Here is a 26,144-nt window from a genome sequence, read left to right as displayed (position 1 = left end):
CGTTCACCCGAACAAGCCGTGCAGGAACCAGTGCGGCTCGGACTCGCTCCCCGCCCGCTCCCTGAACACCCAATAGCACGCACCGGCTTCGTCCTGCGCGACGTGATAATCGCGTGCGGCGAGCTGGCCATCGAACCAACCGGCCTCGATCCGCTCCGCCGACGACATCATCCTGAGCGGCGTATGAAATACCGGCCGCTCCCCGCGCATCAGCAGCGGCAGCGGCTCGGCCAGCAACCATACGGGCCTCGGCGGCACCGCGGGCGGCCCGCCGGCCGGCTTGCCGGCCTGCGCATCGAGCGGCAGCCAGCGGTTCGCGGCCTCGGGCCGGTGATCGGCAACCGGCACCGCACGCAATACGTTCTCCGCGCCGAGTCGCGCGACCAGCAATTCGAACAGCCGCGCACGCGTCTCGCGCGTGCCGCCCGGCTCGGGGAAAAGATCGTCGGCTGGTGGCGCGACCGATTCGACGCGCGTCGCCTTCAGGCGCACCGCGATCACCGCCGCCGGCAACTCGACGCGTGCGAGCCGCTCGCCGAGCAGCCGCATGAAGTGCACCTCGTCGCGCACCGGCGCGGCGAATGCGAGCTCGAGCGGCGTCGGCGGCACGGCCTGGCGGCCGCGCTCGTGCTCGAGATCGAACGTCATCGCGGCCAGCGACAGCTGCCGCGCAGCCAGCCAGCCGCAGAGCTGAACGACGAGCCGGCGCGCGGCGAACAGCACGGCTTCCGCGTATTCGACGCGCTCCGGCAATTCGAGCCGCACGTCGAACACGGGCGGCACCGCCATCCACGCCAGCGGCTCGACCGCGTCGCCGTACGCGCGATCGAGCGCGGCCAGCAGCGCGGGGCCGCAACGGCGCTGCAGCCCCGCGCGCGGCAGGCCGCGCAGATCGGCGAGCGTGCGGCAGCCGAGGCCGTCGAACCAGCCCGCATACGGACGCGCATCGGGCAGCAGCACGCAGGGCAGCCGGTCGAGCGAGCGGACGAGCGAAGCCGTGCGCGCGACGCGGCGCCGGATGCGCGCCCGCGCCGACGTGCGCGCGAGCAGCCACGCGCCGCCTCCGGTCGGCGCGGCGGACAGACGCGCCGCATAGCCGAGCGCCGCGAGCGTCGCGCGCACCTGGCGGCACAGCGACGGCAGGCCGCCGAACAGGCGCAGGCTCGGACCGACGTCGACGAGCAGCGTGGCTTCGTCGTCGAGGGCGACGCACGGCGAGAATCGCAGCAACGCGAGCGCGACCGCGCGCAGCGCATCGGCCTCGCGCGCGGGATCGCGTTCGACGAGCTGCGTCTCGGGCGCAAGTGTGAGCACGCCGCCGCGCTTCATGCCCGCGCGCACGCCCTGCCGCTGCGCGGCCGCATCGGCGATCAGCACGACACCCTGCTCGAGCACCGCGCAGCCCGCGCCGCCGGCCGCTGCGTCAGACGGCGGCGGGGCGCACACGTCGAGCGGCAGGCGCGGCAGATGGATGCCGAGCAAGACGCGCATAGCGGCTCTCCACGATGGGCGACGGCAGGTCGAGCACGAGCGGCTCGCTGCGCGCGGGCCCGCGACGCTTGACGATGTCGAGCGACACGCCGCCCGGCACGGGATACAGCGCGACGCGCAACACCGCGGGCGACGGCTGCCGCGCGGCCGACAGCGGGCGCAGCATCACGAACAGCGTGTCGCCCGTGCGCGCGGCCGCGAGATGCAGGCGCCGCAGCGCATCGGGCCGCGCGTCCTGCCAGAGCAGCAGCGCGCCGCAACAGCCGGTTCTGAGCGCCTGCTCGGCGGCCCACAGCGCATCCGTACGGCTGCCGGCGCGCAACCACAGCAGCGCGTCGGCCGGCACCCCGAGGCTGGCGAGCGCGGTTGCATGCGGCGATTGCGGCGGCGCGACGAGCGCGAGCGGACGCCGGGCGCTGACGGTGCGGGCAAGCGCGGGCGCGAGCAGCCGCATCTCGCCGCAGCCCGGCTGCGCGGCCAGCAGTTCGACGAGCCCGCCGACCGGCCAGCCGCCGCCCGGCAGCTCGGCCGACAGCGGCGCGAAGCCGGTCTCGATCGTGCGCGGGCCGCCGCGCGCGAGCTGCGAGCCGCGCCAGAGCGACGGATGAAGGGATTCGGGAGAAATGGAGGATGCGAGCATGACGCCACCCACAACTGTATGGATATACAGTATATGGCAATGCGCCCGCGTCGCACAGCACCGGTGCGTAACCGGTTTTCGTCAGAGGAAAAACGACGGGATAGCCGGCGCGGCCGTCATGTTACGCCGCGCCGGAGCGGGCGTGGCCGGATCGTGTCGCCCGGCGGGCCGGCACACCACCCCGCCGGCAAACCGGCACGATGCGGCACCCCGCACCGCGCCGGCCCGCCTGCCGCCCGTCAGCCGAGCAGCAGCGCGTCGTCGTCGAGCTGCTCGTGACGCACCTTCTCGAACATCTGCAGCAGGTCCGGCACGTCGAGGCCCTTGCGCGCGTCGCCCGACACGTCGAGCACGACCTGCCCCTGGTGCAGCATTACCGTACGGTCGCCGTAGTCGAGCGCCTGCCGCATGCTGTGCGTGACCATCATCGTCGTCAGCTTGCTCTCGGCGACGATGCGCGCGGTCAGCTCCAGCACGAACGCGGCCGTCTTCGGGTCGAGCGCGGCCGTGTGCTCGTCGAGCAGCAGGATCCGCGACGGCCGCAGCGACGCCATCAACAGGCTCACGGCCTGCCGCTGGCCGCCGGACAGCAGCCCGATCCGGTCGGTCAGCCGGTTCTCGAGGCCAAGGTTCAGCAGCCGCAACTTGTCGCGGAACAGCTCGCGCGACGGCCGGTCGAGCGCGGCACGGAAACCGCGCCGCACGCCGCGCGCCATCGCGAGCGCCATGTTCTCCTCGATCGTCAGCGCCTCGCAGGTGCCTGCCATCGGATCCTGGAACACGCGCGCGACGAGGTGCGCGCGGTCCCACGCGGCCTTGCGCGTCACATCCGTGCCGTCGATCGCGATACGTCCCGAATCGACGCGCTGATCGCCGCTGACCGCATTGAGGAAGGTCGACTTGCCGGCGCCGTTCGAGCCGATCACCGCGACGAACTGGCCGTCGGGAATCTCGAGCGACAGCCCGCGCAGCGCGCGCGTCTCGATCGGCGTGCCGGGATTGAACGTGAGTTTGAGATCTTGTGCGGACAGCATGTCATGCCCCTCCGTTCTTGCGCGCGAACAGCTTCTTGCGCGTCGCCGGCAGCACCAGCGCGATCGTGACGAGCGCGGCCGTCACGAGGTTCAGGTCCTGCGCCTTCAGGCCGATGAATTCGCTGTTCAGCGCGAGCGCGATGAAGAAGCGGTAGACGATCGCGCCGAGCACGACCGCGAGCGTCGTCAGCACCAGCCGGCGCGCGGGCAGCAGCGTCTCGCCGATGATCACGGCGGCCAGCCCGATCACGATCGTGCCGATCCCCATCGAGATGTCCGAGCCGCCCTGCGTCTGCGCGAACAGCGCGCCCGCGAGCGCGACGAGCGCGTTCGACAGCGCCATCCCGGCGAGCGTCGCGCGGCCGGTCGCGATGCCTTGCGCACGCGCCATCCGCGGGTTCGCGCCGGTCGCGCGCATCGCGAGGCCGAGCTGCGACGAGAAGAACCAGTCGAGGCCGAGCTTCGCGATCACGACGACGATCGCGAGCAGCGCCGGACGCAGCACGTAGTCGGGCATCCAGTCGGGCTGCAGCACGGTGAACAGCGTCGGCTCGGTGATCAGCGGCACGTTCGGCCGGCCCATGATCCGCAGGTTCACCGAGTAGAGCGCGATCATCATCAGGATACTGGCGAGCAGATCCATGATCTTCAGGCGCACGTTCAGCCAGCCGGTGATGAAGCCGGCCACCGCGCCCGCGACGATCGCGATCAGCGTCGACGTGAACGGGTCGTAGCCGGCCGAGATCAGCGTCGCCGCAACGGCGCCGCCGAGCGGAAAGCTGCCGTCGACGGTGAGGTCGGGGAAGTTGAGGATGCGAAACGAGATCAGCACCCCGAGGGCGACGAGACTGAAGATCAGGCCGATCTCCAGTGCGCCCAGAAACGAGAACAGAGACATGATGGGGAAATCCTGTTGCTTCCCGGCCGGACGTGTACGGCCGGGCGAAGCGAACGGGCGGCTCCGGGTGGGAACCGCCCGTCCGGCGATGTCGTCCAGGCCCGGATCGGGCCTGCAAGCGCGGCGGTCGCGCCGCTTACTTGATGACCGTCTTCGCTTCCTTCACGAGATCCGGTGCCAGCGTGACGCCCTGCTTCGCGGCCGCGCCCGTGTTCACGAACAGTTCGAGGTTGCTGCTCGTCTCCGACGCGATCGCGCCCGGCTTCTCGCCCTTCAGGATGCGCGCGACGACCTTGCCCGTCTGGCGGCCGAGGTCGCCGTAGTTGATGCCGAGCGCCGCGATGCCGCCGCGCTTCACGCTGTCGGTGTCGCCGGCGACGAGCGGGATCTTCGCTTCGTTCGCGACCTTCACGAGCGCTTCGTACGCGGACACGACGTTGTTGTCGGTGTTCGTGTAGATCACGTCGACCTTGCCGATCAGGCTCTTCGCGGCCGGGCCGATGTCGACGGTACGCGGTGCGGCCGCTTCCTTCAGCGTCATGCCCTGCTTCGCGAGGATCTCCTTGAGCTCCTTCACGACGACGACCGAATTCGCTTCGCCCGGGTTGTAGACCATGCCGACCGTCTTCGCATTCGGCACGACGCGCTTGATCAGCGCGACCTGGCGATCGAGCGGCAGCTTGTCGGACACGCCCGTCACGTTGGAACCCGACGGGGCCCAGCCCTTCACGAGCTGCGCGGCAACCGGATCGGTGACGCCCGAATAGACGACCGGCACGCTCTTCGTCGCGGCGACGACCGACTGCGCGGCCGGCGTCGCGATTGCGACGATCACATCGGGCTTGTCGCCGACGAACTTGCGTGCGATCTGCGCGGCCGTGCCCGTGTTGCCCTGCGCGCTCTGGTATTCCCACTTGAGCTTGTCGTCGCCGTAACCTTCCGCCTTCAGTTCGGCGCGCACGCCGTCGCGGATCGCATCGAGCGCCGGATGATCGACGATCGACAGCACCTTGACGGTCTGTGCCTGCGCGGCGCCTGCCAGCGCGAGTGCGGCCACGCCGGCCGTGATCGAACGGATCGCGAAAGTCTTGAATCGCTTCATGGGTGAGTCTCCCCCGTATTGTGTCGGTTCTGGATAATGGATTCCCGCCGCCGTCGGGCGGGCGCCGCCGCGCGTGCGACACGCCGGCGATCGGCCCGCGCACGCTCCGGGAAAGCGTGCAGCGGCGAACGCACGAGGATACCATTTCCGCAGACCACCGCCTGACTCCGCGCTTTCGCCCGGCACGCCGGATCGCGGCACGCGCCGCCCCCCGGCGACCGCGTGCAAGGCCCGTCCGGCGGCGGCTTCGGCACGCATCGTGCCAACGCGTCAGCCGAGCTCGTGGCTTTACGTTATGCTGTCGGCCGACCCAATCCACTCCATCGGAGGGCAGATGAAACGGGGGATCCGAGCCGTCGCATTCGCCACTGTCGCGCTGGCGCTGCCGGGTGCGGCATTCGCGCTGACCGACGGCAGCGAGCAATACGACAACTGCATGCTCAATGCGCTGCGCGAAAGCCGCAACGGCGCGGCGGCGCAGCTGATCCAGCGCTCGTGCGACGCGCTGTACCGCAACAACGCGATGCTCCTGCCGCGCGAACGGCGCTTTCACGAGTGCGTCGTGCAATCGCTGCCGGGCGTGCGCGACAACTACGCGATCCAGCAGATCATGTCGATCTGCTCGCGGCGCGGCGAGATGTGAACGGGCGCTGATCGATACCGCGCGCCAAAGAAAAAGGGCCTGCGCGATGCAGGCCCTTTTCGTTCAGCGGTCCGGCCGGTAGGCGGCGTTCAGAACGACGCGACCATCGAGCCCTTGAACTGCTTCTTGATGAACTCCTTCACTTCCGGCGACTGGTACGCCTTGACCAGCTTCTTCACCCACGGCTGATCCTTGTCCTTCGCGCGCACGGCGATCAGGTTCGCATACGGGCTCGTCAGCGCTTCGAGCGCGATCGCGTCCTTGGTCGGCTGCAGATTCGCGGCCAGCGCGTAGTTCGTGTTGATCACGGCGGCGTCGACGTCCGACAGCACGCGCGGCAGTTGCGCGGCGTCGAGTTCGGAGATCTTCAGCTTCTTCGGGTTCTCGGCGATGTCGAGCACCGTCGCGTTGTTGCCGCCCGTGCCCGCGCCCGCCTTCAGCTTGATCACGCCTTGCGTCTGCAGCAGCAGCAGCGCGCGGTTCTCGTTCGACGGATCGTTCGGCACCGCGAGCTTCGCGCCTTGCGGCAGGTCCTTCAGCGCCTTGATCTTCTTCGAGTACACGCCGATCGGCGAGATGTAGGTCAGCCCCGCGCTGACGATCTTGTAGCCGCGCTGCTTCACCTGGCTGTCGAGGTAGGGCTGGTGCTGGAAGCTGTTCGCGTCGAGGTCGCCCGAGTCGAGCGCCGCGTTCGGCTGCACGTAGTCGTTGAACTCGATGACCTTCACGTTCAGGCCTTCCTTCTCCTTCGCGACCTTCTGCACGAGCTGCCACACTTCCGAATCCGGGCCGGCGACCGTGCCGACCTTGATCACCTTGTCTTCGGCGTGCGCGCCTGCCGACAGCGTCAGCGCTGCGCCGGTGGCCAGCACGGAAAATACCTTCAGGAGACTGCGACGCTTCATCTGTTTCTCGCTTTCTTGCTTACTGGAAATGGGGCGCGATACGGGTAAGCCCCGACTCGCAGGAAGGGGCAAATGGTGTCACAGGATCGGCGGGAAGTGAAATACATCCCGCTCATATGGGTATGCACCGCAGCGGTGCTGGCGGCCGTGACGCGACTTGGCCGTTAGTTGCATTTCAAACGAGTCGCGCCCCGGCCGGCGCGCGTCACATCGCCACCGCCTCATCAGCCGCCTTCGCGCCGAACGCGGGTTCGGCCACCCGCGCGCCGGCCCGGCGCGACGCCAGTCCGCCGGTGTCGTTGACCCGGAACGCGCCGATCGCATCGCGCAGCCGCGCGGCCTGTTCCTGCAACGACGCGGCCGCCGCCGCGGCTTCCTCGACGAGCGCCGCGTTCTGCTGCGTCACCTGGTCCATCTGCGTGACCGCGCGCCCGACCTGCGTGATGCCGCTCGCCTGCTCCTCGGACGCGGCCGCGATCTCGCCCATGATGTCGGTCACGCGCGCGACGGCCTGCAGGATCTCGCCCATCGTCGTGCCGGCCTGGCCGACCAGCGTCGAGCCGTTGCGCACGCGCTCGACCGAGGCGACGATCAGCTCGCGGATCTCCTTCGCGGCCGTCGCGCTGCGCTGCGCGAGCGAGCGCACCTCGCCCGCGACCACCGCGAAGCCGCGGCCCTGCTCGCCCGCGCGCGCGGCCTCGACCGCCGCGTTCAGCGCGAGGATGTTGGTCTGGAATGCGATGCCCTCGATCACGCCGATGATGTCGGCGATCTTGCGCGAACTGTCGTCGATCTCGCCCATCGTGCCGATCACGCGGTTCACGACGTCGCTCCCGGTGCGCGCGATGTCCGACGCGTTGTTCGCGAGCCCGCTCGCCTGCCGCGCGTTGTCCGCGTTCTGCTTCACCGTTGCGGTCAGCTGCTCCATGCTCGCGGCCGTTTCCTCGAGCGACGCGGCCTGCTCCTCGGTGCGCTGCGACAGGTCGTCGTTGCCGGCCGAGATCTGGCGGCTCGCCGACGCGATCGATTCGGCCGACTGGCGGATCCCGCCGATCGTCGCCTGCAACCGCGCCTGCATGTCGTGCATCGCGGCCATCATGCTCGTGCGATCGCCCGCGCGCACCGGCACCGGCTGCGTCAGGTCACCCTGCGCGATGCGCGCCGCGAGCGCGGCCGCTTCGTCGGGCTCGCCGCCGAGGCTGCCGCGCACGTTGCGGATGATCACCAGCATCGCCGCGCTAATCACGAAGCCGATCACGAACACCACCGCGAGGTGGCCGAGCAGCGTCCGGTAGTAGATGGTGTCGATGTCCTTCAGGAACACGCCGCTCGAGATGTTCCAGTCCCACGGCGCGAACCGCGTGACGTAGCCGATCTTCGGCACGGCCGTCTCGCTGTGCGGCAGCCGCCCGCGATATTCGGCGAAGCCGCTGCCGGTCGCCTTCGCCGCGTTCAGGATCGTCACGAACAGCGGCTTGCCGTCCGGATCGAGATAGTCGCCGACCTGCGTGTTGACGAGCTTCGGCAGCGTCGGGTGCATCAGCACGACCGGCTTCGAGTCCATCACGAACACGTAGCCCGAATCGCCGTAGCGCATCGCGGCGAGACTCGCGAGCGCGTCGCGCTTCGCGTCGGCCTCGGGCAACGTGCCGCTCTGCGCGAGCGCGTGATACGCCTTCACGATGCCGGCCGCCGAGTCGACGAGATTGGCGATGCCGGCCTTGCGCTCGTCCAGCATCGTCGCGCGCGTCTCGTACGCGCTCCATGCGCCGACGCCCAGGAGACCGATCCATACCAGCGCAAGCGCGAGCCACAGCTTGCGGTTCAAACTCATTCTGCTCATCTGCGTGCCTCTGTCGATGTCGTTGCGCCGATGCGCGCGAACGGCCTGTCCCGCGCAAACGGTTGCCCTTTTATTTACGGCATCGAGGCTTACAACTTGAATACGCGACGGTGCGACGAACGGGCGGCCGGCGGGCCGCGCCGGCGCGACAGCCCCGATCCGCTGTGCTACAAAGACCGGCTGACCGGCGCGCCACGCGCCGGCGTCATTCCAGGGCCATCCATGTACGTCATCGACATCCACTACACCGCGTCGCTCGAGCGCATCGACGACGCGCTCGAACGCCACCGCGCGTATCTGCAGCCGCAGTTCGACAAGGGCATCTTCATCGCCGCGGGGCCGAAAGTGCCGCGCGAAGGCGGCGTGATCCTCGCGGCCCGCATCGATCGCGACGCACTCGACGCGATCCTCGAGACCGACCCGTTCGTCACCGAAGGGCTCGCCACGTACCGCGTGACCGAATTCCGGATCACGCGCGCCGCGTCCGGCTTCAACGTGCCGGCGCTGCCGTAACGCGACAGCTGCGCATCACGCGCGCAGGCAGACGCGCCGCCGGCGGGCCGCGCATGCAGACAACGGTAAGGGGGAAGCGTGACGGCGCAGATTGGCCGTCACGTGAAACGCCGGGCCGGGCGCCCGGCGGCGGCCGGTCAGTCGACCAGCAGCTTCAGGTCGTGGACCCACGGGGCGGGGCCCTGGCCGTCGCGCACGAACAGGCGCAGCTTGCCGTCGCGGTCGAACACGTAGCTCGCGGCCGTGTGATCCATCGTGTAGCTGCCGGGCGTCTTGCCGGGCACCTTCGCGTAGTACACGCGGAAATCCTTCGTGACCTTCTTCAGCGCCGCTTCGTCGGCCGGCCGCAGGCCGATGAACGACGGGTCGAACGCGGGCACGTACTGGCCGAGCAGCGCCGGCGTGTCACGCTCCGGATCGACGGTGACGAACAGCACCTGCACGCGCTTCGCCGCGTCGGGCCCAAGCTGCTTCAGCGCTTCGGACAGCTCGGCCATCGTGGTCGGGCACACGTCCGGGCAGTGCGTATAGCCGAAGAACATCACGACGGCCTTGCCCTTGAAATCGCCGAGCGTGCGGACCTTGCCGGTCGTGTCGGGCAGCGAGAAGTCGCTGCCGAACTGCGTGTTGCCGGTGATGTCGAGATTCTGGAATTTCGGCGCGTTGTCGCATCCGGCGAGCAGCAGCGCTGCCGTGAATGCGCACGCGAGCATCCAGCCTTGGCGCGCGCGGCGCCCGAACCTTGATTGGAGCATTGCGTTCAAACCGTGCGGTTATACGCCGAGCAGCGGGCGTGCATAGTGATCGACGAGCAGCGCGGCGAACAGCAGCGACAGGTAGACGATCGAGTAGCGGAAGGCCTTGCGGGCGAGTTCATCCGAATAGTCGCGGTAGATCTTCCACGCATACGCGAAGAACACCGCGCCGAGCAGCACCGCGCTCGTCAGGTAGACGGCCCCGCTCATCCCGGAGATGAACGGCATCATCGTGACCGCGAACAGGATCACCGTATACAGCAGGATGTGCAGCCGCGTGAATTTCTCGCCGTGCGTGACGGGCAGCATCGGCAGCCCCGCGTTCTCGTAATCCTTGCGGCGATACAGCGCGAGCACCCAGAAATGCGGCGGCGTCCACACGAAGATGATCAGCACGAGGATCCACGCATCGCCCGGCACCGCGCCGGTGACCGCGGCCCAGCCGAGCGCCGGCGGCATCGCGCCCGACGCGCCGCCGATCACGATGTTCTGCGGCGTCATCGGCTTGAGCAGCAGCGTATAGATCACCGCGTAGCCGACGAACGTCGCGATCGTCAGCCACATCGTCAGCGGGTTCGTGAACGTATAGAGCGTCCATGCGCCGACACTGCCGAGCACGGCCGAGAACAGCAGGATCTGCGGCGTCGTGATCTCGCCGCGCGCGGACGGGCGCCACGCGGTGCGGCGCATCATCGCGTCGATCTTCTGTTCGACGAGGCAGTTGATCGCGAACGCGGCGCCGGCCAGCAGCCAGATGCCGACCGTGCCGCCGATCAGCACATGCCACGGCACCATGCCCGGCGTCGCGAGGAACATGCCGATCACCGCGCAGAACACTGCGAGCTGCGTGACACGCGGCTTCGTCAGCGCCATGTACTGGGAGAAGCGGCTACCGGGCGATTGGGAGAGGGTGCTTTGCATGGGGACGGTCACGCCGGGGCGGCGTCGCGCGCAGGCTGCGCGACACGGCCGGGGCGGCTTGAAAGGATGCGAAAGTTTAACATGACGACGAGCAGCAGCAGGATCGCGGCCCCGCCGTTGTGCGCGACGGCGACCGGCAGCGGCCACTGCAGCACGATGTTGGTCAGGCCCGTCACGAACTGCAGCAGCACGACCAGCAGCACGCCGTTCGCGGGCCGCCGCAGCGACTCGAAGCGGCGCATCTTCAGCGCGAACGCGACCAGGTACGCGACCACGACGAACGCGAACGTGCGGTGCGTCCAGTGGATCGCGACCAGCGCATCCTGCGTGATCGCGTCGCCGTCCTTCGTCATCCCGAGCGCGCGCCACAGATGGAAGCCGTGCTGGAAGTCCATCGGCGGGATCCACTGGCCGTTGCAGGTCGGGAAGTCGGTACACGCGAGCACTGCGTAGTTGGTGCTCACCCAGCCGCCGAGCGCGATCTGCACGACCAGCAGCACGAGCGCCGCGAGCGCGGCCGCCCGGAAGCGCCCCGCCTCCGGGTCATACGACGGCAGCGGCGTCTGCCGCGCCGCGAGCCAGCCGAGCGTACCGAGCAGCGTGAGGCCGAGCAGCAGGTGGATCGTGACGATCACCGGCTGCAGCTTCATCGTGACCGTCCATGCGCCGAATGCGCCCTGCACGAGGATCAGCAGCAGCAAACTCGTCGGCCACCACGGCGACACGTGCAGCGGGCGGCGGCGCAGCCGCGCGGCCCATGCGATCACGACCTGCGCGATGATCAGCACGCCGATCGCCATCGCGAAATAGCGGTGGATCATTTCGATCCACGCCTTCGTCATGCTGACGGGCCCTGTCGGCATCGCCTGGTGCGCGGCCGAGATCGCGGCATGCGCGATGAACGGCGACGACGTGCCGTAGCAGCCGGGCCAGTCCGGGCAGCCGAGCCCCGAATCGGTCAGCCGCGTGAAACCGCCGAACATCACGAGGTCGAGCGTCAGGAACGTGGTGATCCACACGAGCTTGCGGAACTTGTCGTCGTCGGCCTTCACCCACACGTACGACAGCGGCAGCAGCGCGATGCAGAAGCCGATCAGGCCGAGTTGCAGTAGATACGACATCGGAATGGTGCCTCGCTCTCTCGCCTTAACCGATGCTCGACCACTTCAGCAGCTTCGTCACGTCCGACTTGATCTTGCTGGGATTCGGGTCTTTCGGAAAACGCATCATCAGGTTGCCGTTCGGGTCGACCATGTAGATGTGGTCGCTGTCCTTCGTGCCGGCGTCGGCCGGCAGCCATGCGGCCACGGCGGCCGGATCGGCGACGAGCCGACGCGTGTCCGGATACGCGTCGAGCACCTTCTGAGGCGTCGCGCCCGCATCGCTGCGCAGCCACACCATCGTGATCCGGTGCCGCTCGCCGGCCTGCGTGACGCGGATCTGGCGCATGAAATAGAGCTTCTGCGCGCATGCGTCGTCGCACGCACTGCGATCGGTCATCACGAACAGCCATACGCCGCGCAGCGACGACAGCGGCACGGTCTTGCCGGTCTCGTCGGTCACCTGCAGACCGGCCGGGATCGGGCGCTGCGGCTCGATCAGCGTGCCGTAGTTGGTCGACCCGCCCTTCGGCTTGATCACGTAATAGGTGAAGTACGACGCGATCATCGGCGCGGCGCACACGAGACCCAGCAGCACGAGCATCCAGCGGCCGCGCTTGCGGGCCGCCGGCGAGATCGGCGCAGCGGCCGGACCCTGACGGGAAGATTGCATGGACAAATCAGACCTCTCGAAACGAACCCGCGGCGCCGGCGCCGCGTCCTGGCATGGCACTCACGCGCCGGCCGACTTCTTCGCCGCACGCCGCGCGGCGTACAGGCCGAAGCCGAGCGCGGCCGCGGCCATCGCCCACCACTGAAACATGTAACCGTAATTGCGCTCGACGCCGGTCGTTGCCGCCGGCCAGTCGCGCACGAGCTTGTCGCCGTCGTCGCTGGTCTGCTGGATCACGAACGGCTGCAGCGGCAGCCCCGTTTCCTTCGCATACTCGGCGACGTCCAGGTTCTGCCGGATCTTCTGATGCGCGGCCGACCCGCCCTCGCCCAGCTCGAACGCACGCGATGCATCGGCGCGCGCGATGCCGACGATCTCGACGTCACCCGCCGGCGTCGCGAACGGCTCGATCGCCGTGCGATCGGAAATATTGCGCGGCAGCCAGCCTCGATTCACGAGCACGACACCGCCGCCCGTGAGTTTAAACGGCATCACGACGTAAAAACCCGGCTGGTCGTTATACGGCCGATTGTCGAGGAACACCGCCTGCTCGGGCAGGAATCGGCCCTTGGCCCGCACGCGATGAAACTCGATCGACGCGAGCGGCATCGGCTGCGCGCCGACGTCGACAGGCACCGCCTGCTCGTAGCGCGCGATGCTCGCCTGCAGCGCTTCCTTCTGGTGCGCGCGGTCGCGCTGCCAGAACCCGAGCCTGATCGTGACGGCGACGACGACGAGGATCAGGAGCGCGGGCAGCCAGCGGATCTTCATCATGCGGCCCGCCCGGCACATGCGCGAAAGCGAAGTGCGATAATTATCCTCTTCCTTCCGAATTGCCGTCGTCCGGTTCGTGTCATGCACATACTCGTTCCCATCGCCTTCGTCCTCATCATTGCCAGCATGGGCTCGGCGCTCTACTTCATGATGCACGACCGCGGCCACACGAAGCGCATGGTCTGGTCGCTCGCCACCCGCGTCGGGCTGTCGGTGTCGCTGTTCCTGCTCATCCTGATCGCGAACTGGATGGGCTGGATCCATTCGACCGGCCTGCCGATCGGGCGTTGATGCCTCTCCCGCATCCGCCGCTGTGACATTTCGCCGCACGGCCGCGCCACCAAGCAAAAGCGCCGCCTGACTGAGTCGCGGCGGCGCCAGGGTGGTATCGCCCGCAGCCTCACGGTCGCGACACCAATGAAAACGGCCCGCGCATTGCTGCGCGGGCCGTTTTTCCATTTACAGCCAGTAGACGACGACGTACAGGCCGAGCCAGACGACGTCGACGAAGTGCCAGTACCACGCGGCGCCTTCGAATGCGAAGTGATGATCGGGCTTGAAGTGGCCGCGGATCATCCGCACCAGCACCACCGCGAGCATCGTGCCGCCGAGGAACACGTGGAAACCGTGGAAGCCCGTCAGCAGGAAGAACGTCGAACCGTACACGCCCGAGTTCAGCGTCAGGTTCAGTTCGTTGTACGCGTGGTAGTACTCGAAGCCCTGCAGGAACAGGAAGCAGATACCGAACGCGAGCGTCGCGGCCAGCCAGGCGATCGCCTTCTTGCGATGATCGTCGCGCAGCGCATGGTGCGAGATCGTCAGCGTCACGCCCGACGACAGCAGGAACGCGGTGTTCAGCGTCGGGATCGGCCACGGACCCATCGTCTTGAAGTGACCGGCGAGCGCAGCGGGACCTTCGTTCGGCCACACGGCGGAGAAGTCCGGCCAGATCAGCTTGTAGTCGAGGCTGCCGAGCTGGTGCAGCGCGATTTCACGCGCATAGAACAGCGCGCCGAAGAACGCGCCGAAGAACATCACTTCCGAGAAGATGAACCAGCTCATGCTCCAGCGGTACGACTTGTCGACGTTCTTGCCGTAATGACCGCCTTCCGATTCGGCGATCGCGTCGCCGAACCAGTGATACAGCGTGAAGAGCAACCACAGCAGGCCGAGCAGCGCCGTAAACGGCGCCCAGTCGTGACCGTTGATCCACAGCGCCGCCGATCCGAGCATGACCAGCAGGCCGATGGCTGCACTGATCGGATGGTGCGACGGATGCGGCACGAAATAGTACGGGGTCTGGTTTTGACCGCTCATGCTTGATTCTCCACTTCTGTCCAATTTGTGTACCGGAAACCGCTCCGGCTTTATTTCTTGCGCGGCACGACTGCACCCGCTCTTTCCTGCACGCAGCGCCGTGGCGCTGCGCACTGCATTCTTTCGTGGCCGCGGGCCTTAACCCACGACGGCACGCACGATCAGGATCAGCACGCCGATGAACACGCCGGCCGCGAGCAACGCGACGATCAGCACGTGCAGCGGATTCAGCTGCGTCGCGTCGGCCTCCAGGTCGCGCCGCTTGCGCACCCCGAAGAACGACCACAGCACGGCTTTCAGCGCCTGGCCGAACGATCCGCCCCGCTTGACCTCCGTCATCGCCCCGCCTCCGTCGTCATGCGTCCGGCTTCGCCGCGCCCTGCGCCGCGGTACTCCGCTGCGCCGGCGCCGGCGTGGCCGGCGTATTCAGCTCGAAGAACGTGTACGACAGCGTGATCGTCTTCACATCCTTCGGCAGTTTCGGATCGATCACGAACACCACCGGCATCTTGCGCGACTCGTTCGCGGCCAGCGTCTGCTGCGTGAAGCAAAAACACTCGATCTTCTTGAAAAACTCCGTCGCCTGCTTCGGCGCGTAGCTCGGAATCGCCTGCGCCACGACCGGCCGGCCCTGCCCGTTCGTCACGTCGTACACGATCGTCGTCAGTTCGCCCGGATGCACGTCGAGGCTGTTGTGCTCCGGCTTGAAGCCGAGCGGCCCGCGCGCGTTCGCATCGAACTCGACCGACACCGTACGGCTGGTGTCGACCTGCGAGTTCTTCACCTCGCGCTCGCTGACGTCGCGCTGCACCAGGTTGTTGATGCCGGTGATCTGGCAGATCGCCCGATACATCGGGATCAGCGCGAAGCCGAAACCGAACATCAGCCCGGCCACGACGAAGAGCTTCACCAGCATCGAACGATTGAACGCGCGATCGACCGCGCCCTCTTCCGGCTTCGACATACGACAACTTCCTCGCTACTGCGTCAGTTACTGCATCAGTGAGTGGACAGCCACCACTGCTTGATCACGACACCCACAAAGAAAACGGCGGCGATGACGAGCAGGATGAGGCCGAGCCGCTTGTTGCCCGCGCGAATCTGCTCGGGCGTTCGTCTTTCTTGTGGATTCCGGTTCATCTGAAACTTCGCTGAAATCTCGATTCCGCGCCCGCCGCTGCCTGCCTGCACGGCAGGCAGCGGCGGAACGCTGGGTGAAACTTACTCGACGTGCGGCGGTTGCTCGAACGTGTGGAAGGGAGCCGGGCTCGGCACCGTCCACTCGAGACCCGTCGCGCCATCCCACGGCTTGTCCGACGCCTTTTCCAGCTCGCCGCCGCCACGGTAGGCCGGCAGCGCAACTGCGAACAGGAAGTACACCTGTGCGAGGCCGAAGCCGAATGCACCGATCGTCGCGACCTGGTTGAAGTCCGTGAACTGCGCCGGGTAGTCCGCATAGCGGCGCGGCATGCCCGCGAGACCGACGAAGTGCATCGGGAAGAACGTCAGGTTGAAGAAGATCATCGACGCCCAGAAGTGGATCTTGCCGCGCGTCTCGTTGTACATCCAGCCCGTCCATTTCGGCGCCCAGTAGTACCAGCCCGAGAACAGCGCAAACAATGACCCGGCCACCAGCACGTAGTGGAAGTGCGCCACCACGAAGTAGGTACCGTGATACTGGATGTCGAGCGGTGCCATCGCGAGCATCAGGCCCGTCAGGCCGCCGAACGTGAACACGAACAGGAAGCCGATCGCGAACAGCATCGGGGTTTCGAACGTCATCGAGCCGCGCCACATCGTCGCGAGCCAGTTGAACACCTTCACGCCCGTCGGCACCGCGATCAGCATCGTCGCGTACATGAAGAACAGCTGGCCGGTGACCGGCATGCCCGTTGCGAACATGTGGTGCGCCCAGACCATGAACGACAGGATCGCGATCGATGCCGTTGCGTACACCATCGAGCTATAGCCGAACAGCGTCTTGCGTGCGAACGCCGGGATCACCTGCGACACGATCCCGAACGCCGGCAGAATCATGATGTACACCTCGGGGTGGCCGAAGAACCAGAAGATGTGCTGGTACATCACCGGGTCGCCGCCGCCTGCCGCGTTGAAGAACGACGTGCCGAAGTGGCGGTCGAACAGCACCATCGTGATCGCGCCTGCCAGAACCGGCATCACCGCGATCAGCAGGTACGCCGTGATCAGCCACGTCCATGCGAACATCGGCATCTTCATCAGCGTCATGCCCGGTGCGCGCATGTTCAGGATCGTCACGACGATGTTGATCCCGCCCATGATCGACGAGGCACCCATGATGTGGACCGCGAAGATCGCGAAGTCCATGCCCGGGCCCATCTGCGTCGACAGCGGTGCGTACAGCGTCCAGCCGGCAGCCGTCGCGCCGCCCGGCGCGAAGAACGAGCCGACCAGCAGCACGGCCGCGACCGGCAGCAGCCAGAAGCTGAAGTTGTTCATCCGCGCGAACGCCATGTCGGATGCGCCGATCTGCAGCGGAATCATCCAGTTCGCGAAGCCGACGAACGCCGGCATGATCGCGCCGAACACCATGATCAGACCGTGCATCGTCGTGAGTTCGTTGAAGAACTCCGGACGCATGATCTGCAGGCCCGGCTCGAACAGCTCGGCACGGATGCCGAGCGCCATCACGCCGCCCGACAGGAACATGATGAACGAGAACAACAGGTACAGCGTACCGATGTCCTTGTGGTTGGTGGCGAACAGCCAGCGACGCCAGCCGTGCGGCATTTCGTGCGCGTGGTCGTCGTGCGCGTGGTCCGCGGCTACGTCGTGCCCGATGCTAGACATGAGAATCTCCTAATGCGAATACGTCGACTAACTCAGCGACACGTCAAGCCGCCGGACCGATCTCGACACGCCGGGCTTCCTTAGCGTCAGCCCCGCCCGTGATCGTTTCCGGCTTTTTCATGATGATGTGGTCTTCCGCCACGCCTGCTGCCTTCAGCGCATCGCGCACGGCCTGTGCACGATGCTTCGCCAGTTCGGCGTTTGCGTCGGCCGAGCCCGTCTTGTCGGTGAAGCCCGACAGCGCGAGCTTCGCGTCCGGATGTGCCTTCGCATAGTCGGCCGCGGCGGCGATCGCCGCTTTCGCGTCGGCCGGCAGCACGCTCTTGCCCGTTTCGAAGTAGATCGTCGACAGCGCGGCCGCTGCGGCTGCCGGCTGCTCGGCGGCGCCCGACGCGGCTTGCGCCGGTGCCGAAGCCGCTTCCGCCGGTGCCGCTGCCGCGCCTGCCGTGTCTTCCGGCATCTTGCCGTTGCGTGCGTCAGCCACTTGCTTCGGCTGCAGCAGGTCGTTCTTGTGGTTGCCCCACGAGTTGCGTTCGTACGTGATGACCGAAGCGATGTCGAGGTCCGACAGCGACGCCCACGACGGCATCGCGCCCTTGCCATGCAGCACGCGCTCGACGTGGCCGGCGATCGGGCCGTTCACGATCGGGCTGCCGTCCATGGCCGGGAATGCGCCGAGGCCCTTGCCGCTCACCTGGTGGCAGGCCGCGCAGTTCGCCTTGTAGACTTCCTCGCCGTGCGCGACGAGTTCAGCCATCGTGTAGACCTTGTTCGGATCGACCGCCGCGCTGGCCAGCTTGGCCTTCTGCGCCGTGACCCACTTCGCGTAGTCGTCTTCCGACAGCACTTCGACGACGACCGGCATGTACGCGTGTTCCTTGCCGCACAGCTCGGTACAGAAACCGCGGAACGTGCCGACCTTGTCGGCCTTGAACCACGTGTCGCGCACGAAGCCGGGGATCGCATCCTGCTTCACGCCGAACGCGGGCACGTACCACGAGTGGACGACGTCGTTCGCGGTCGTGATGATGCGGATCTTCTTGTTGACCGGCACGACGAGCGGGTTGTCGACTTCCTGCAGATAGGTGTCGGTGATCGGCTTCTTGCCCATCACTTCGTCACGCGGCGTGGTCAGCGTCGACAGGAAACCGATGCCCTCGCCCGGGCCCTTCACGTAGTCGTAGCCCCACTTCCACTGGTAGCCGGTGACCTTGATCGTGAGATCGGCGTTCGTCGTGTCCTTCATCGCGACGACGGCCTTCGTCGCCGGCAGCGCCATCAGCACGACGATGACGAACGGCACGATCGTCCAGATGATCTCGACGGTCGTGCTTTCATGGAAATTGGCGGCCTTGTGGCCTTTGGATTTGCGGTGCGCGAAGATCGAATAGAACATCACGCCGAACACGCCGACGAAGATCACCGTACACAGGATCAGCATCATCGTGTGGAGATCGTAGAGCTCCTCGGCGATCTTCGTGACAGGCGGCTGAAAGTTGATCTCGTTGACACGGGGGCCGCCCGGGCTATCACCGACCGCCAGGGCCGCGCCGGCAAAGAGCAATCCGCTGCATGCCAGCACGCCCGCGAGGGCTCGCTTGATTGTTTTCATAGCATCCTTACCCAAAATTTCCATTCAAACCCTCCCCCGTCGCAAGTCGCCGGCCTGTTTCCGGCCGGTGCCCGCGCCTCGTCAGCCGCAGCGCCTGAGCGACACGCGCAGTTCGTCGGCGAACTGCGCACGCTTGTACTGCGCGAGATGCTGCCCGATTACGACGGTCTGCCCGCGCGATACCAGTCGAATCGGATCGCGTGGCGTCGCACCCGGCTCGACCCGCACCCAGCGCGGGTTGAATTCGATCTGCGTGAGCCGCTCCGCATCCATTCGCTCGATCACGAGCCGATGCGGAAACAGCCTGATGCGCTCGTAATCGACCGCATGGCGAGCATAGACCGCAAATGCGACACCCACCGCCAGCAACTCGATTCCGGTAAAGGGCATGACGAGCCAGGCCCCTCTCCACATCAGCAACGTCGCGATCACCAGCGAGAAGCCCGCGAGCGACGCGTAAAACAGCACGAACTGGCGTGGCGACACCGAACAGTTGCGTTTCATCAGCCAGTCTTCGAGGACCGGCTCGCCGTTCGTCGTCTCCGCCAAAACCCTCGCTGCTTCCATCGCCGCCTCACGCGAATGGCATGCGATGCATGCCTGCATCGGACTCGTCGCCCCGTATTGCGGGGACCCCGGGACGACAAGCTGACGCATTATAGGCGGGTTCAATGGCATCCACAAGCAAGCGCCTATCGCCCCGCAAGCCAAGCGCGACAAGCTTTCCGGCCATTTCAGGCGCCAATTCGACCCCGCTTTGCGCCGCTAATTTCAGACATAACAAAACCCCTCTTTACCGCCTTACCGATTCTTCGGACGCCCCTTGCCGATATCCTCGATGCGCACGATCCCGTGCCCTTCGGCCGTCGTGCGCGGTACGGCCTTCCATGCGTGGCCGTAGATCACCTCGAATGTCAGCGGAATCGTGCCGTCCGCGTGCCGGCGCGCCTCCAGCGCGTCGCCGAGCGCCGTGCGAAAGCGCCGCGTCGCGTGCTGCGGCGCCGTGCGCTCGAACGGATAGGCGCCCCAGCGGCGCACGTCGGCCAGCAGGGAATCGGGGGATTTGTAGGTGACGGTCAGCACTTCCTGATCCATCACGGGAATCTCGAAGCCGCTCTCGACGAGCATGTCGCCGAGGTCGTGCATGTCGACGAAATCGATCACGCGCGCGGCCGGCGATGCCATGCCCAGCGCCGCTTCGGCGTCCGCGCAGGCCGCGCGCAGCTCGCGCAGCGTGTCGGGGCCGAGCGTGCTGAACATCAGCAGGCCGTTCACGCGCAGCACGCGCTGCCATTCGGGCAGCACCGCGTCGGGGCGCGAATGCCAGTGGAGGGCGAGATTCGACCAGATCAGGTCGAACGCGCTGCCCGGGAACGGCAGCGCGGCGAAGTCGGCCTGCGCGACGCGCGGGCCGCGCTGGCCCAGCGCGCGACCGAGCGACGCCGGCAGCCAGCGGCGCCAGTTGGTCTGCTCGACCTCGCGCTGACCGGCCCGCGCGAGCATCGCGCCGGACAGGTCGACGCCGAACACGGGGGCTTCCGGAAAGCGCGCACGCAGCGCCGGCAGGTCGTCGCCCGGGCCGCAGCCCGCGTCGAGCACGGCCGTGGGGCTCACCTTGATGTATTCGAGACGCTCGTTCATCCGCTGCGCGATCTCGCGCGGCAGGAACGCGACCGCGTCGAACGTGGCGGCACGGCGGTCGAAGATCCGCCGCAGGCGCCTGGCGTCATTGGCCGGACGGCCGGTGGAAGTCGAAGCTGGGGACATGTCGGGCACACTGGCGAAGAGCCCGAAGTATACTCGCTCGCCCCGGAAGCTTCATTGAGGCGGGGTGGCAGGAGTGTTGCGATGATCCGCAGTTCCGCCGAGCGCACGATGCGCGTCGTTTTGTCGCAGGTTCGCCTGCTCGCGGCGAAGGTCGCCGCGGTCGCGCTGCCGAATCGCTGCGCACTGTGCGGCAATTTGTCACACGCCGTGATGTGCGATGCTTGCGACGCCGCGTACTGGAATGAAGCGCGATTGCGCTGCGATGTCTGCGCGCTGCCGCTGGGCATCGGGCAGGCACGTTCGCGCGGTGGCGGCCGGACCGGCGCCCGCCAAGCGGCCGCGTACCGGTGCGACGCGTGCCGCACCGCCCCGCCGCCATTCGATGCGACGCTCGCGCTCGCGGATTACCGCGCGCCGCTCGACGGGCTGGCACGCGGCCTGAAGTTTCATGCGCGGCTCGCGCTCGGCGCCGAATTCGCCGCCCGGCTCGCGCGGCGGGTCGACGATACGCGCGGCGCGGGCCGTTTCGACCTGGTCGCGCCGGTGCCGCTGTCGCACCGGCGGCTCGTGGCGCGCGGCTACAACCAGGCGTGGGCGATTGCACGTCCGCTCGCGCGCCGGCTCGACGTGCGCGCGGACGCGGCCCTGCTCGCGCGCGTCGCCCACACCGCGCCGCAGTCGCGGCTCGACCGGCAGGCCCGGCGCGACAACGTGATGGCGGCGTTCGCGGTTGCCGGTGACGTCGCCGGCCGCCACGTCGCGCTCGTCGACGACGTGATGACGTCCGGCGCGACGCTCGCGGCCGCTGCGCACGCGCTGAAGGCGGCGGGCGCCGCGCGCGTGACGAATCTGGTTGCGCTGCGCACCGCCAGGGATTAATTAGATACAGAGGCCGGCCGCGCCAACGCGGCCTTGGCCGTCACGAACCGGCCGGCCGGGAACGCGCACGTTGCGCCGCCCCGGCCGGCCCAGCCAAACCGAAACATGTTCAACGTCGTCCTCGTCGCCCCCGAAATTCCGCCGAACACCGGCAACGTGATCCGCCTGTGCGCCAACACGGGCGCGCACCTGCACCTGATCGAACCGCTCGGCTTCCCGCTCGACGACGCGCGGATGCGCCGCGCCGGCCTCGACTATCACGAGTACGCGCAGATGCGCGTGCACCGCGACTGGGATGCGTTCGTCACGTCCGAATCGCCCGATCCCGCGCGGATGTTCGCGTTCACGACACGCGGCTCGGGCCGCTTCCACGATCACGCGTTCCTGCCCGGCGACTGGTTCGTGTTCGGCTCGGAGACGCGCGGCCTGCCCGCCGAGCTGCTCGAACGCTTTCCGAACGAACAGCGCGTGCGCCTGCCGATGCGGCCGGACAACCGCAGCCTGAACCTGTCGAACACGGTCGCCGTGGTCGTATTCGAGGCGTGGCGCCAGGCCGGCTTCGAAGGCGGCGCGTGACGCGCACCGCGCGCGCCATCCCCAACGCGCGATGCGTCAGGTTCGCGTGAGCCGCGCGCGATACAGGTCGTAGATGTCGGGGGAAAAGCACGCGAACACCACGCGTGCGAGGTTCGGCGCCTGCGGCAGCATTTCGGCGACGGTGCCGACCGCGATGCCGACGGCCTCTTCAACGGGATAACGGTAGATTCCGCAGCTGATTGCCGGGAACGCGATCGACGTCGCGGCGACCTCCTCGGCCAGCTCGATCGCCCGCCGGTAGCACGACGCGAGCAGGTCGGCCTCGCCGCGCCCGCCGCCGTACCACACGGGGCCGACCGCATGAATCACGTAGCGCGCCGGCAGCCCGTGGCCGCGCGTGAGCTTCGCGTCGCCCGTGTCGCAGCCGCCGAGCGTGCGGCACTCGGCGAGCAGGCCGGGGCCGGCCGCGCGATGGATTGCGCCGTCGACACCGCCCCCGCCGAGCAGCGAGCCGTTCGCGGCATTGACGATCGCGTCGACATCGAGCGTCGTGATGTCGACGACCTGCGCGTCGAGCGTGGTGGAACCGATCTGCAGCATGACACCCTCCCGGAACGCCGGAGACTGTTCAAGCGTAGTCCGCTTTGGGGCCGCGCGCCCGGCGCAACCGCACGGGAGCGCCGGTTCGCGCTACTCGGCGCGCGCGTCGCGCCGCAGCAGGCCGCTGACCGCGTCGCGCGGTGCGATGCCGTCGAACAGCACGCCGCACACGGCTTCGGTGATCGGCATTTCGATCGACTGCGCGCGTGCGAGCGCCAGCACGGCCTGCGCGCAGCGCACGCCTTCGGCCACGTGGCCGAGCGCGCCGAGGATGTCGTTCAGCGTGCGGCCGGCCGCCAGTTGCAGGCCGACCGTGCGGTTGCGCGACAGGTCGCCCGTCGCGGTGAGGATCAGGTCGCCAAGGCCCGTGAGGCCCGTGAAGGTTTCCGCGCGGCCGCCGAGCGCGACGCCGAGCCGCGACATTTCGGCGAGGCCGCGCGTGATCAGCGCGGCGCGCGCGTTCAGCCCGAGGCCGAGGCCGTCGGCAATGCCGGTCGCGATCGCCAGCACGTTCTTCACCGCGCCGCCGACCTCGACGCCGACCACGTCGTCGCCCGTATAGATGCGCATTGCGCCGTGATGGAACGCGGCGAGCGTGCGCTCGCGGCAGGCGGCGGACGGGCTCGCCACCGTCAGCGCGACGGGCAGCGACTGCCCGACCTCGCGCGCGAAGCTCGGGCCCGACAGCACGCCGTTGCTCTGCTGTTCGGGCAGCTCGGCCGCGATCACCTGGTGCGGCAGCAGATGCGTGTCGGCTTCGAAGCCCTTGCAGACCCAGACGACATGCGCGGGCACGCAGCCTGCGTCGCGCATCGCGCGACACAGCGTGCGCAGCCCGGCCACCGGCGCGGCGATCACGCACAGCGCATCGTCCGCGGCGCCATGCGCGAGCGCGGCGCCGAGATCGGCGTCGTAGCGCAATGCGTCAGGCAGCGCGATGCCGTCCAGATAGCGGGAATTTTCGTGCCGGGCCTGCAGCCCGGCGATGAGCGCGGCGTCGCGCGCCCACAGAAGCGTATCGTGCCGCGCGGCCAGATGGCCCGCGAGCGCGGTGCCCCAGGCACCGGCGCCGAGAACGGCTACTTTCATACCCAGCACCGGTCCGAGAAACGTCAGTTCAGCGTCGTGCCGTTCGGCGCGCCTGCTGCGGCGCCGGCCTGCTGCTGAAGCTGCGCGAGACGCTGCTCGTACAGCGCCTGGAAGTTGATTTCCGCCAGGTGGATCGGCGGGAAGCCTGCGCGCGTGATCGCGTCGGCGATGTTCGAACGCAGGTACGGGAACAGGATCGTCGGGCAAGCGATGCCGACGAGCGGGTCGAGCTGTTCGTCCGGAATGTTGCGGATGTCGAAAATGCCGGCCTGCTTCGCTTCGATCAGGAACGCGACCTTGTCCTTCACCTTCGCGGTGACGGTACCCGACACGACCACTTCGAACACGCTTTCCGCAAGGCGGTCGGCCTTGACGTCGACTTCGACTTCAACCGACGGCATGTCCTGCTCGAGGAAGATCGCCGGCGAATTCGGCTGCTCGAGCGACATATCCTTCAGGTAGACGCGCTGGATGTTGAAGAACGGTTGGTTTTCGACGTCGGACATGGTGTTTCCCTAAAAGTGGTGACGGAGCGGCCCGGCTTCTCGCCGGCCGCCACGGATGATTCCTGCGCGCCCAAGCCGCGGCGCGGCCGGCGGCCATTCTGCCCTAATCAGGCCGCTTGCAGAAGCGTAACGAGCCCGCCTTCACGGTCGAGCTTCGACAGATCGTCGTAACCGCCGACGTGCGTGTCGCCGATATAGATCTGCGGCACCGTGCGGCGCCCCGTGCGCGTCATCATTTCCTCGCGGCGGGCCGGATCGCGATCGATCAGCACCTTTTCGATCTGCTCGACACCGCGCAGCTTCAGCAGGCGCTCGGCCTGCATGCAATACGGACACACCTGCGTGCTGTACATCAAAACCTTGTTCACTTCGCCACTCCTTGTTTGACGACCGGCATCCCGGCCTGCTGCCAGGCGGCCACGCCGCCTTCGAGCACGTGCACCTCGGCGTAACCCGCCGCCTCGACCTCGCGCGCCGCCTTCTGCGACTGCTGGCCGTTCTGGCAGACGAGCAACACCGGCGTGCTCTTGTTCTTCGCGACCTGCGCAATTTTCGCGCCGATCTCGCCCGCCGCGACCTGACGTGCCGACGGCAGGTGGCCGGCAGCGAAATCGGATGCGGCGCGCACGTCGATCACGATCGCGTTGCGGCGGTTGATGAGTTGCGTCGCCTCTGCGGCCGACAGGCCGCCACGGCCGCGGCGCAGTGCGGGCCAGGCCAGCAGACCGCCAGAAACCACCAGGATCGCGATGAGGGCCAGGTTCGTGTAATCGGTAAAGAACGTCACGGAATTCCGCCGGAAAAAGAGAAATCGGATGAGGACAATCCCGCCATTATAAAATAACCGTCTTGCGCGATGGCGGGCCCCGGTCGGGTCCCGTGCGACGCGCCCCGCTTCCCTATCACTACCGACCGCAAGATCCATGTACAAACTCGTTCTCATCCGCCACGGCGAATCGACGTGGAACAAGGAAAACCGCTTCACCGGCTGGGTCGACGTCGACCTGACCGAACAGGGTCGCAACGAGGCCTATCAGGCCGGCGAATTGCTCAAGGAGGCCGGCTACACGTTCGACATCGCGTACACGTCGGTGCTCAAGCGCGCGATCCGCACGCTGTGGCACGTGCAGGACCGGATGGACCTGATGTACCTGCCGGTCGTCCATTCGTGGCGCCTGAACGAGCGCCACTACGGCGCGCTGTCGGGCCTGAACAAGGCGGAAACGGCCGCGAAGTTCGGCGACGACCAGGTGCTCGTGTGGCGCCGCAGCTACGACACGCCGCCGCCCGCACTGGAGCCGACCGACGAGCGCGCGCCGTTCAACGACCCGCGCTATGCGAAGGTGCCGCGCGAGCAGCTGCCGCTCACCGAGTGCCTGAAGGACACGGTCGCGCGTGTGCTGCCGCTGTGGAACGAGTCGATCGCGCCAGCCGTGCGCGCCGGCAAGCAGGTGCTGATCGCCGCGCACGGCAACTCGCTGCGCGCGCTGATCAAGTACCTCGACGGCATCTCGGACAGCGACATCGTCGGCCTGAACATCCCGAACGGCGTGCCGCTCGTGTATGAACTCGACGAAAACCTGAAGCCGATCAAGCACTATTACCTCGGCGACCAGGACGCGATCGCGCAGGCGCAGGCCGCCGTCGCGAAGCAGGGCAAGGCAGGCTGACGCCCGCCGCGCCGGGCGCGCCGCGTCCGGCGCGGCGTGCCCGGCC

31 protein-coding genes are annotated in these 26,144 nt (G+C 67.7%); 6 read left to right on the top strand and 25 right to left on the bottom strand.

The window, feature by feature from the left end:
- Positions 1-3 precede the first annotated feature (3 nt).
- From BLA15945_RS29830 to BLA15945_RS29810, 5 genes are all read right to left on the bottom strand, one after another.
- A complete protein-coding gene (locus tag BLA15945_RS29830) occupies positions 4-1,491 on the bottom strand; it encodes a Y-family DNA polymerase (RefSeq protein WP_174994089.1) in 1,488 nt (495 codons plus the stop codon).
- Positions 1,424-2,131, bottom strand: coding sequence for a translesion DNA synthesis-associated protein ImuA (gene imuA, locus BLA15945_RS29825; RefSeq protein WP_059233139.1), 708 nt, complete (start codon positions 2,129-2,131; stop codon positions 1,424-1,426). Before imuA ends, BLA15945_RS29830 begins: the two co-directional genes overlap by 68 nt.
- Positions 2,132-2,370: 239 nt before the next feature.
- Positions 2,371-3,165, bottom strand: coding sequence for an ABC transporter ATP-binding protein (locus BLA15945_RS29820; protein WP_059233138.1), 795 nt, complete (start codon positions 3,163-3,165; stop codon positions 2,371-2,373).
- A 1-nt stretch (position 3,166) separates the two neighbouring features.
- The gene (locus BLA15945_RS29815) at positions 3,167-4,063 is read right to left on the bottom strand and encodes an ABC transporter permease (RefSeq protein WP_059233137.1); all 897 of its coding nucleotides are present in this window, start codon (positions 4,061-4,063) and stop codon (positions 3,167-3,169) included.
- 136 nt (positions 4,064-4,199) lie between these two features.
- The gene (locus tag BLA15945_RS29810) at positions 4,200-5,165 is read right to left on the bottom strand and encodes an ABC transporter substrate-binding protein (protein WP_059233136.1); all 966 of its coding nucleotides are present in this window, start codon (positions 5,163-5,165) and stop codon (positions 4,200-4,202) included.
- Between the two features lie 334 nt (positions 5,166-5,499).
- On the opposite strand from BLA15945_RS29810, the gene BLA15945_RS29805 reads away from it, so the two are divergent.
- Positions 5,500-5,808: a VF_A0006 family four-cysteine protein gene (locus tag BLA15945_RS29805; protein WP_059233135.1), complete on the top strand. Its 309-nt coding sequence runs from the start codon at positions 5,500-5,502 to the stop codon at positions 5,806-5,808.
- 89 nt (positions 5,809-5,897) lie between these two features.
- Here BLA15945_RS29805 and BLA15945_RS29800 read toward each other — a convergent pair whose 3' ends face one another.
- Entirely contained in the window at positions 5,898-6,713 is an 816-nt protein-coding gene (locus tag BLA15945_RS29800) for a MetQ/NlpA family ABC transporter substrate-binding protein (RefSeq protein ID WP_059233134.1), read from the bottom strand.
- 205 nt (positions 6,714-6,918) lie between these two features.
- Positions 6,919-8,556, bottom strand: a complete 1,638-nt coding sequence (locus BLA15945_RS29795; RefSeq protein ID WP_059233133.1) for a methyl-accepting chemotaxis protein — start codon at positions 8,554-8,556, stop codon at positions 6,919-6,921.
- 222 nt (positions 8,557-8,778) lie between these two features.
- Between BLA15945_RS29795 and BLA15945_RS29790 the strand changes: the two genes are divergently transcribed.
- Complete coding sequence (locus tag BLA15945_RS29790) at positions 8,779-9,069, top strand: YciI family protein (RefSeq protein ID WP_012329263.1); 291 nt, start codon at positions 8,779-8,781, stop codon at positions 9,067-9,069.
- A gap of 137 nt (positions 9,070-9,206) precedes the next feature.
- Here the strand turns inward: BLA15945_RS29790 and BLA15945_RS29785 are convergent, their stop codons facing one another.
- The 5 genes from BLA15945_RS29785 to BLA15945_RS29765 are packed head-to-tail and all read right to left on the bottom strand — an operon-like array spanning position 9,207 to position 13,289.
- Entirely contained in the window at positions 9,207-9,824 is a 618-nt protein-coding gene (locus BLA15945_RS29785) for an SCO family protein (protein ID WP_059233132.1), read from the bottom strand.
- A gap of 18 nt (positions 9,825-9,842) precedes the next feature.
- Positions 9,843-10,745 carry a heme o synthase gene (gene cyoE, locus BLA15945_RS29780; RefSeq protein ID WP_059233131.1) on the bottom strand — a complete coding sequence of 301 codons (903 nt, stop codon included), beginning with the start codon at positions 10,743-10,745 and terminating at the stop codon, positions 9,843-9,845.
- A gap of 8 nt (positions 10,746-10,753) precedes the next feature.
- Complete coding sequence (locus BLA15945_RS29775; protein ID WP_174994088.1) at positions 10,754-11,866, bottom strand: COX15/CtaA family protein; 1,113 nt, start codon at positions 11,864-11,866, stop codon at positions 10,754-10,756.
- 25 nt (positions 11,867-11,891) lie between these two features.
- Positions 11,892-12,518, bottom strand: a complete 627-nt coding sequence (locus tag BLA15945_RS29770) for an SCO family protein (protein WP_059233129.1) — start codon at positions 12,516-12,518, stop codon at positions 11,892-11,894.
- A 60-nt stretch (positions 12,519-12,578) separates the two neighbouring features.
- Positions 12,579-13,289, bottom strand: a complete 711-nt coding sequence (locus BLA15945_RS29765; RefSeq protein ID WP_059236599.1) for an SURF1 family protein — start codon at positions 13,287-13,289, stop codon at positions 12,579-12,581.
- An 84-nt stretch (positions 13,290-13,373) separates the two neighbouring features.
- Between BLA15945_RS29765 and BLA15945_RS29760 the strand changes: the two genes are divergently transcribed.
- Positions 13,374-13,583: a twin transmembrane helix small protein gene (locus tag BLA15945_RS29760; RefSeq protein WP_011353273.1), complete on the top strand. Its 210-nt coding sequence runs from the start codon at positions 13,374-13,376 to the stop codon at positions 13,581-13,583.
- Between the two features lie 168 nt (positions 13,584-13,751).
- Here BLA15945_RS29760 and BLA15945_RS29755 read toward each other — a convergent pair whose 3' ends face one another.
- From BLA15945_RS29755 to BLA15945_RS29720, 8 genes are all read right to left on the bottom strand, one after another.
- Positions 13,752-14,609: a cytochrome c oxidase subunit 3 gene (locus tag BLA15945_RS29755; RefSeq protein WP_059233128.1), complete on the bottom strand. Its 858-nt coding sequence runs from the start codon at positions 14,607-14,609 to the stop codon at positions 13,752-13,754.
- A 138-nt stretch (positions 14,610-14,747) separates the two neighbouring features.
- A complete protein-coding gene (locus BLA15945_RS29750) occupies positions 14,748-14,948 on the bottom strand; it encodes a DUF2970 domain-containing protein (protein ID WP_021163748.1) in 201 nt (66 codons plus the stop codon).
- Positions 14,949-14,964: 16 nt separating this feature from the next.
- Positions 14,965-15,573: a cytochrome c oxidase assembly protein gene (locus BLA15945_RS29745; RefSeq protein ID WP_059233127.1), complete on the bottom strand. Its 609-nt coding sequence runs from the start codon at positions 15,571-15,573 to the stop codon at positions 14,965-14,967.
- Positions 15,574-15,608: 35 nt separating this feature from the next.
- On the bottom strand, positions 15,609-15,749 hold the full coding sequence (locus BLA15945_RS29740; RefSeq protein ID WP_006760728.1) for a cytochrome oxidase small assembly protein: 141 nt from the start codon (positions 15,747-15,749) through the stop codon (positions 15,609-15,611).
- 81 nt (positions 15,750-15,830) lie between these two features.
- On the bottom strand, positions 15,831-17,438 hold the full coding sequence (ctaD, locus tag BLA15945_RS29735; protein WP_021163746.1) for a cytochrome c oxidase subunit I: 1,608 nt from the start codon (positions 17,436-17,438) through the stop codon (positions 15,831-15,833).
- 43 nt (positions 17,439-17,481) lie between these two features.
- A complete protein-coding gene (gene coxB, locus BLA15945_RS29730; protein ID WP_174994087.1) occupies positions 17,482-19,074 on the bottom strand; it encodes a cytochrome c oxidase subunit II in 1,593 nt (530 codons plus the stop codon).
- A 57-nt stretch (positions 19,075-19,131) separates the two neighbouring features.
- Complete coding sequence (locus BLA15945_RS29725; RefSeq protein WP_059233125.1) at positions 19,132-19,656, bottom strand: DUF2244 domain-containing protein; 525 nt, start codon at positions 19,654-19,656, stop codon at positions 19,132-19,134.
- 195 nt (positions 19,657-19,851) lie between these two features.
- Positions 19,852-20,817 carry a methyltransferase domain-containing protein gene (locus BLA15945_RS29720; RefSeq protein ID WP_174994086.1) on the bottom strand — a complete coding sequence of 322 codons (966 nt, stop codon included), beginning with the start codon at positions 20,815-20,817 and terminating at the stop codon, positions 19,852-19,854.
- A gap of 81 nt (positions 20,818-20,898) precedes the next feature.
- Here BLA15945_RS29720 and BLA15945_RS29715 point away from each other — a divergent pair, with 81 nt between their 5' ends.
- A complete protein-coding gene (locus BLA15945_RS29715; RefSeq protein WP_059233123.1) occupies positions 20,899-21,696 on the top strand; it encodes a ComF family protein in 798 nt (265 codons plus the stop codon).
- Between the two features lie 105 nt (positions 21,697-21,801).
- The gene (gene trmL, locus BLA15945_RS29710; protein ID WP_174994085.1) at positions 21,802-22,272 is read left to right on the top strand and encodes a tRNA (uridine(34)/cytosine(34)/5-carboxymethylaminomethyluridine(34)-2'-O)-methyltransferase TrmL; all 471 of its coding nucleotides are present in this window, start codon (positions 21,802-21,804) and stop codon (positions 22,270-22,272) included.
- A gap of 36 nt (positions 22,273-22,308) precedes the next feature.
- Here trmL and BLA15945_RS29705 read toward each other — a convergent pair whose 3' ends face one another.
- From BLA15945_RS29705 to BLA15945_RS29685, 5 genes are all read right to left on the bottom strand, one after another.
- Positions 22,309-22,833 carry an O-acetyl-ADP-ribose deacetylase gene (locus tag BLA15945_RS29705; protein ID WP_059233121.1) on the bottom strand — a complete coding sequence of 175 codons (525 nt, stop codon included), beginning with the start codon at positions 22,831-22,833 and terminating at the stop codon, positions 22,309-22,311.
- 90 nt (positions 22,834-22,923) lie between these two features.
- On the bottom strand, positions 22,924-23,922 hold the full coding sequence (locus BLA15945_RS29700) for an NAD(P)H-dependent glycerol-3-phosphate dehydrogenase (RefSeq protein ID WP_059233120.1): 999 nt from the start codon (positions 23,920-23,922) through the stop codon (positions 22,924-22,926).
- Positions 23,923-23,945: 23 nt separating this feature from the next.
- Positions 23,946-24,428, bottom strand: a complete 483-nt coding sequence (secB, locus tag BLA15945_RS29695) for a protein-export chaperone SecB (RefSeq protein ID WP_011353285.1) — start codon at positions 24,426-24,428, stop codon at positions 23,946-23,948.
- A gap of 107 nt (positions 24,429-24,535) precedes the next feature.
- Positions 24,536-24,796: a glutaredoxin 3 gene (grxC, locus tag BLA15945_RS29690; protein WP_059233119.1), complete on the bottom strand. Its 261-nt coding sequence runs from the start codon at positions 24,794-24,796 to the stop codon at positions 24,536-24,538.
- Complete coding sequence (locus BLA15945_RS29685) at positions 24,793-25,215, bottom strand: rhodanese-like domain-containing protein (protein WP_059233118.1); 423 nt, start codon at positions 25,213-25,215, stop codon at positions 24,793-24,795. Before BLA15945_RS29685 ends, grxC begins: the two co-directional genes overlap by 4 nt.
- A 136-nt stretch (positions 25,216-25,351) precedes the next feature.
- Between BLA15945_RS29685 and gpmA the strand changes: the two genes are divergently transcribed.
- Positions 25,352-26,098 (top strand): 2,3-diphosphoglycerate-dependent phosphoglycerate mutase, encoded by a 747-nt coding sequence (gpmA, locus tag BLA15945_RS29680; protein ID WP_021164239.1) that lies wholly within the window; start codon positions 25,352-25,354, stop codon positions 26,096-26,098.
- Positions 26,099-26,144: the final 46 nt, after the last annotated feature.

Source organism: Burkholderia arboris (assembly GCF_902499125.1).
Taxonomy (GTDB): domain Bacteria; phylum Pseudomonadota; class Gammaproteobacteria; order Burkholderiales; family Burkholderiaceae; genus Burkholderia; species Burkholderia arboris.
The sequence above is the reverse complement of the archived record's forward strand: the minus strand, read 5'-3'. Positions and strand labels throughout refer to the sequence as shown.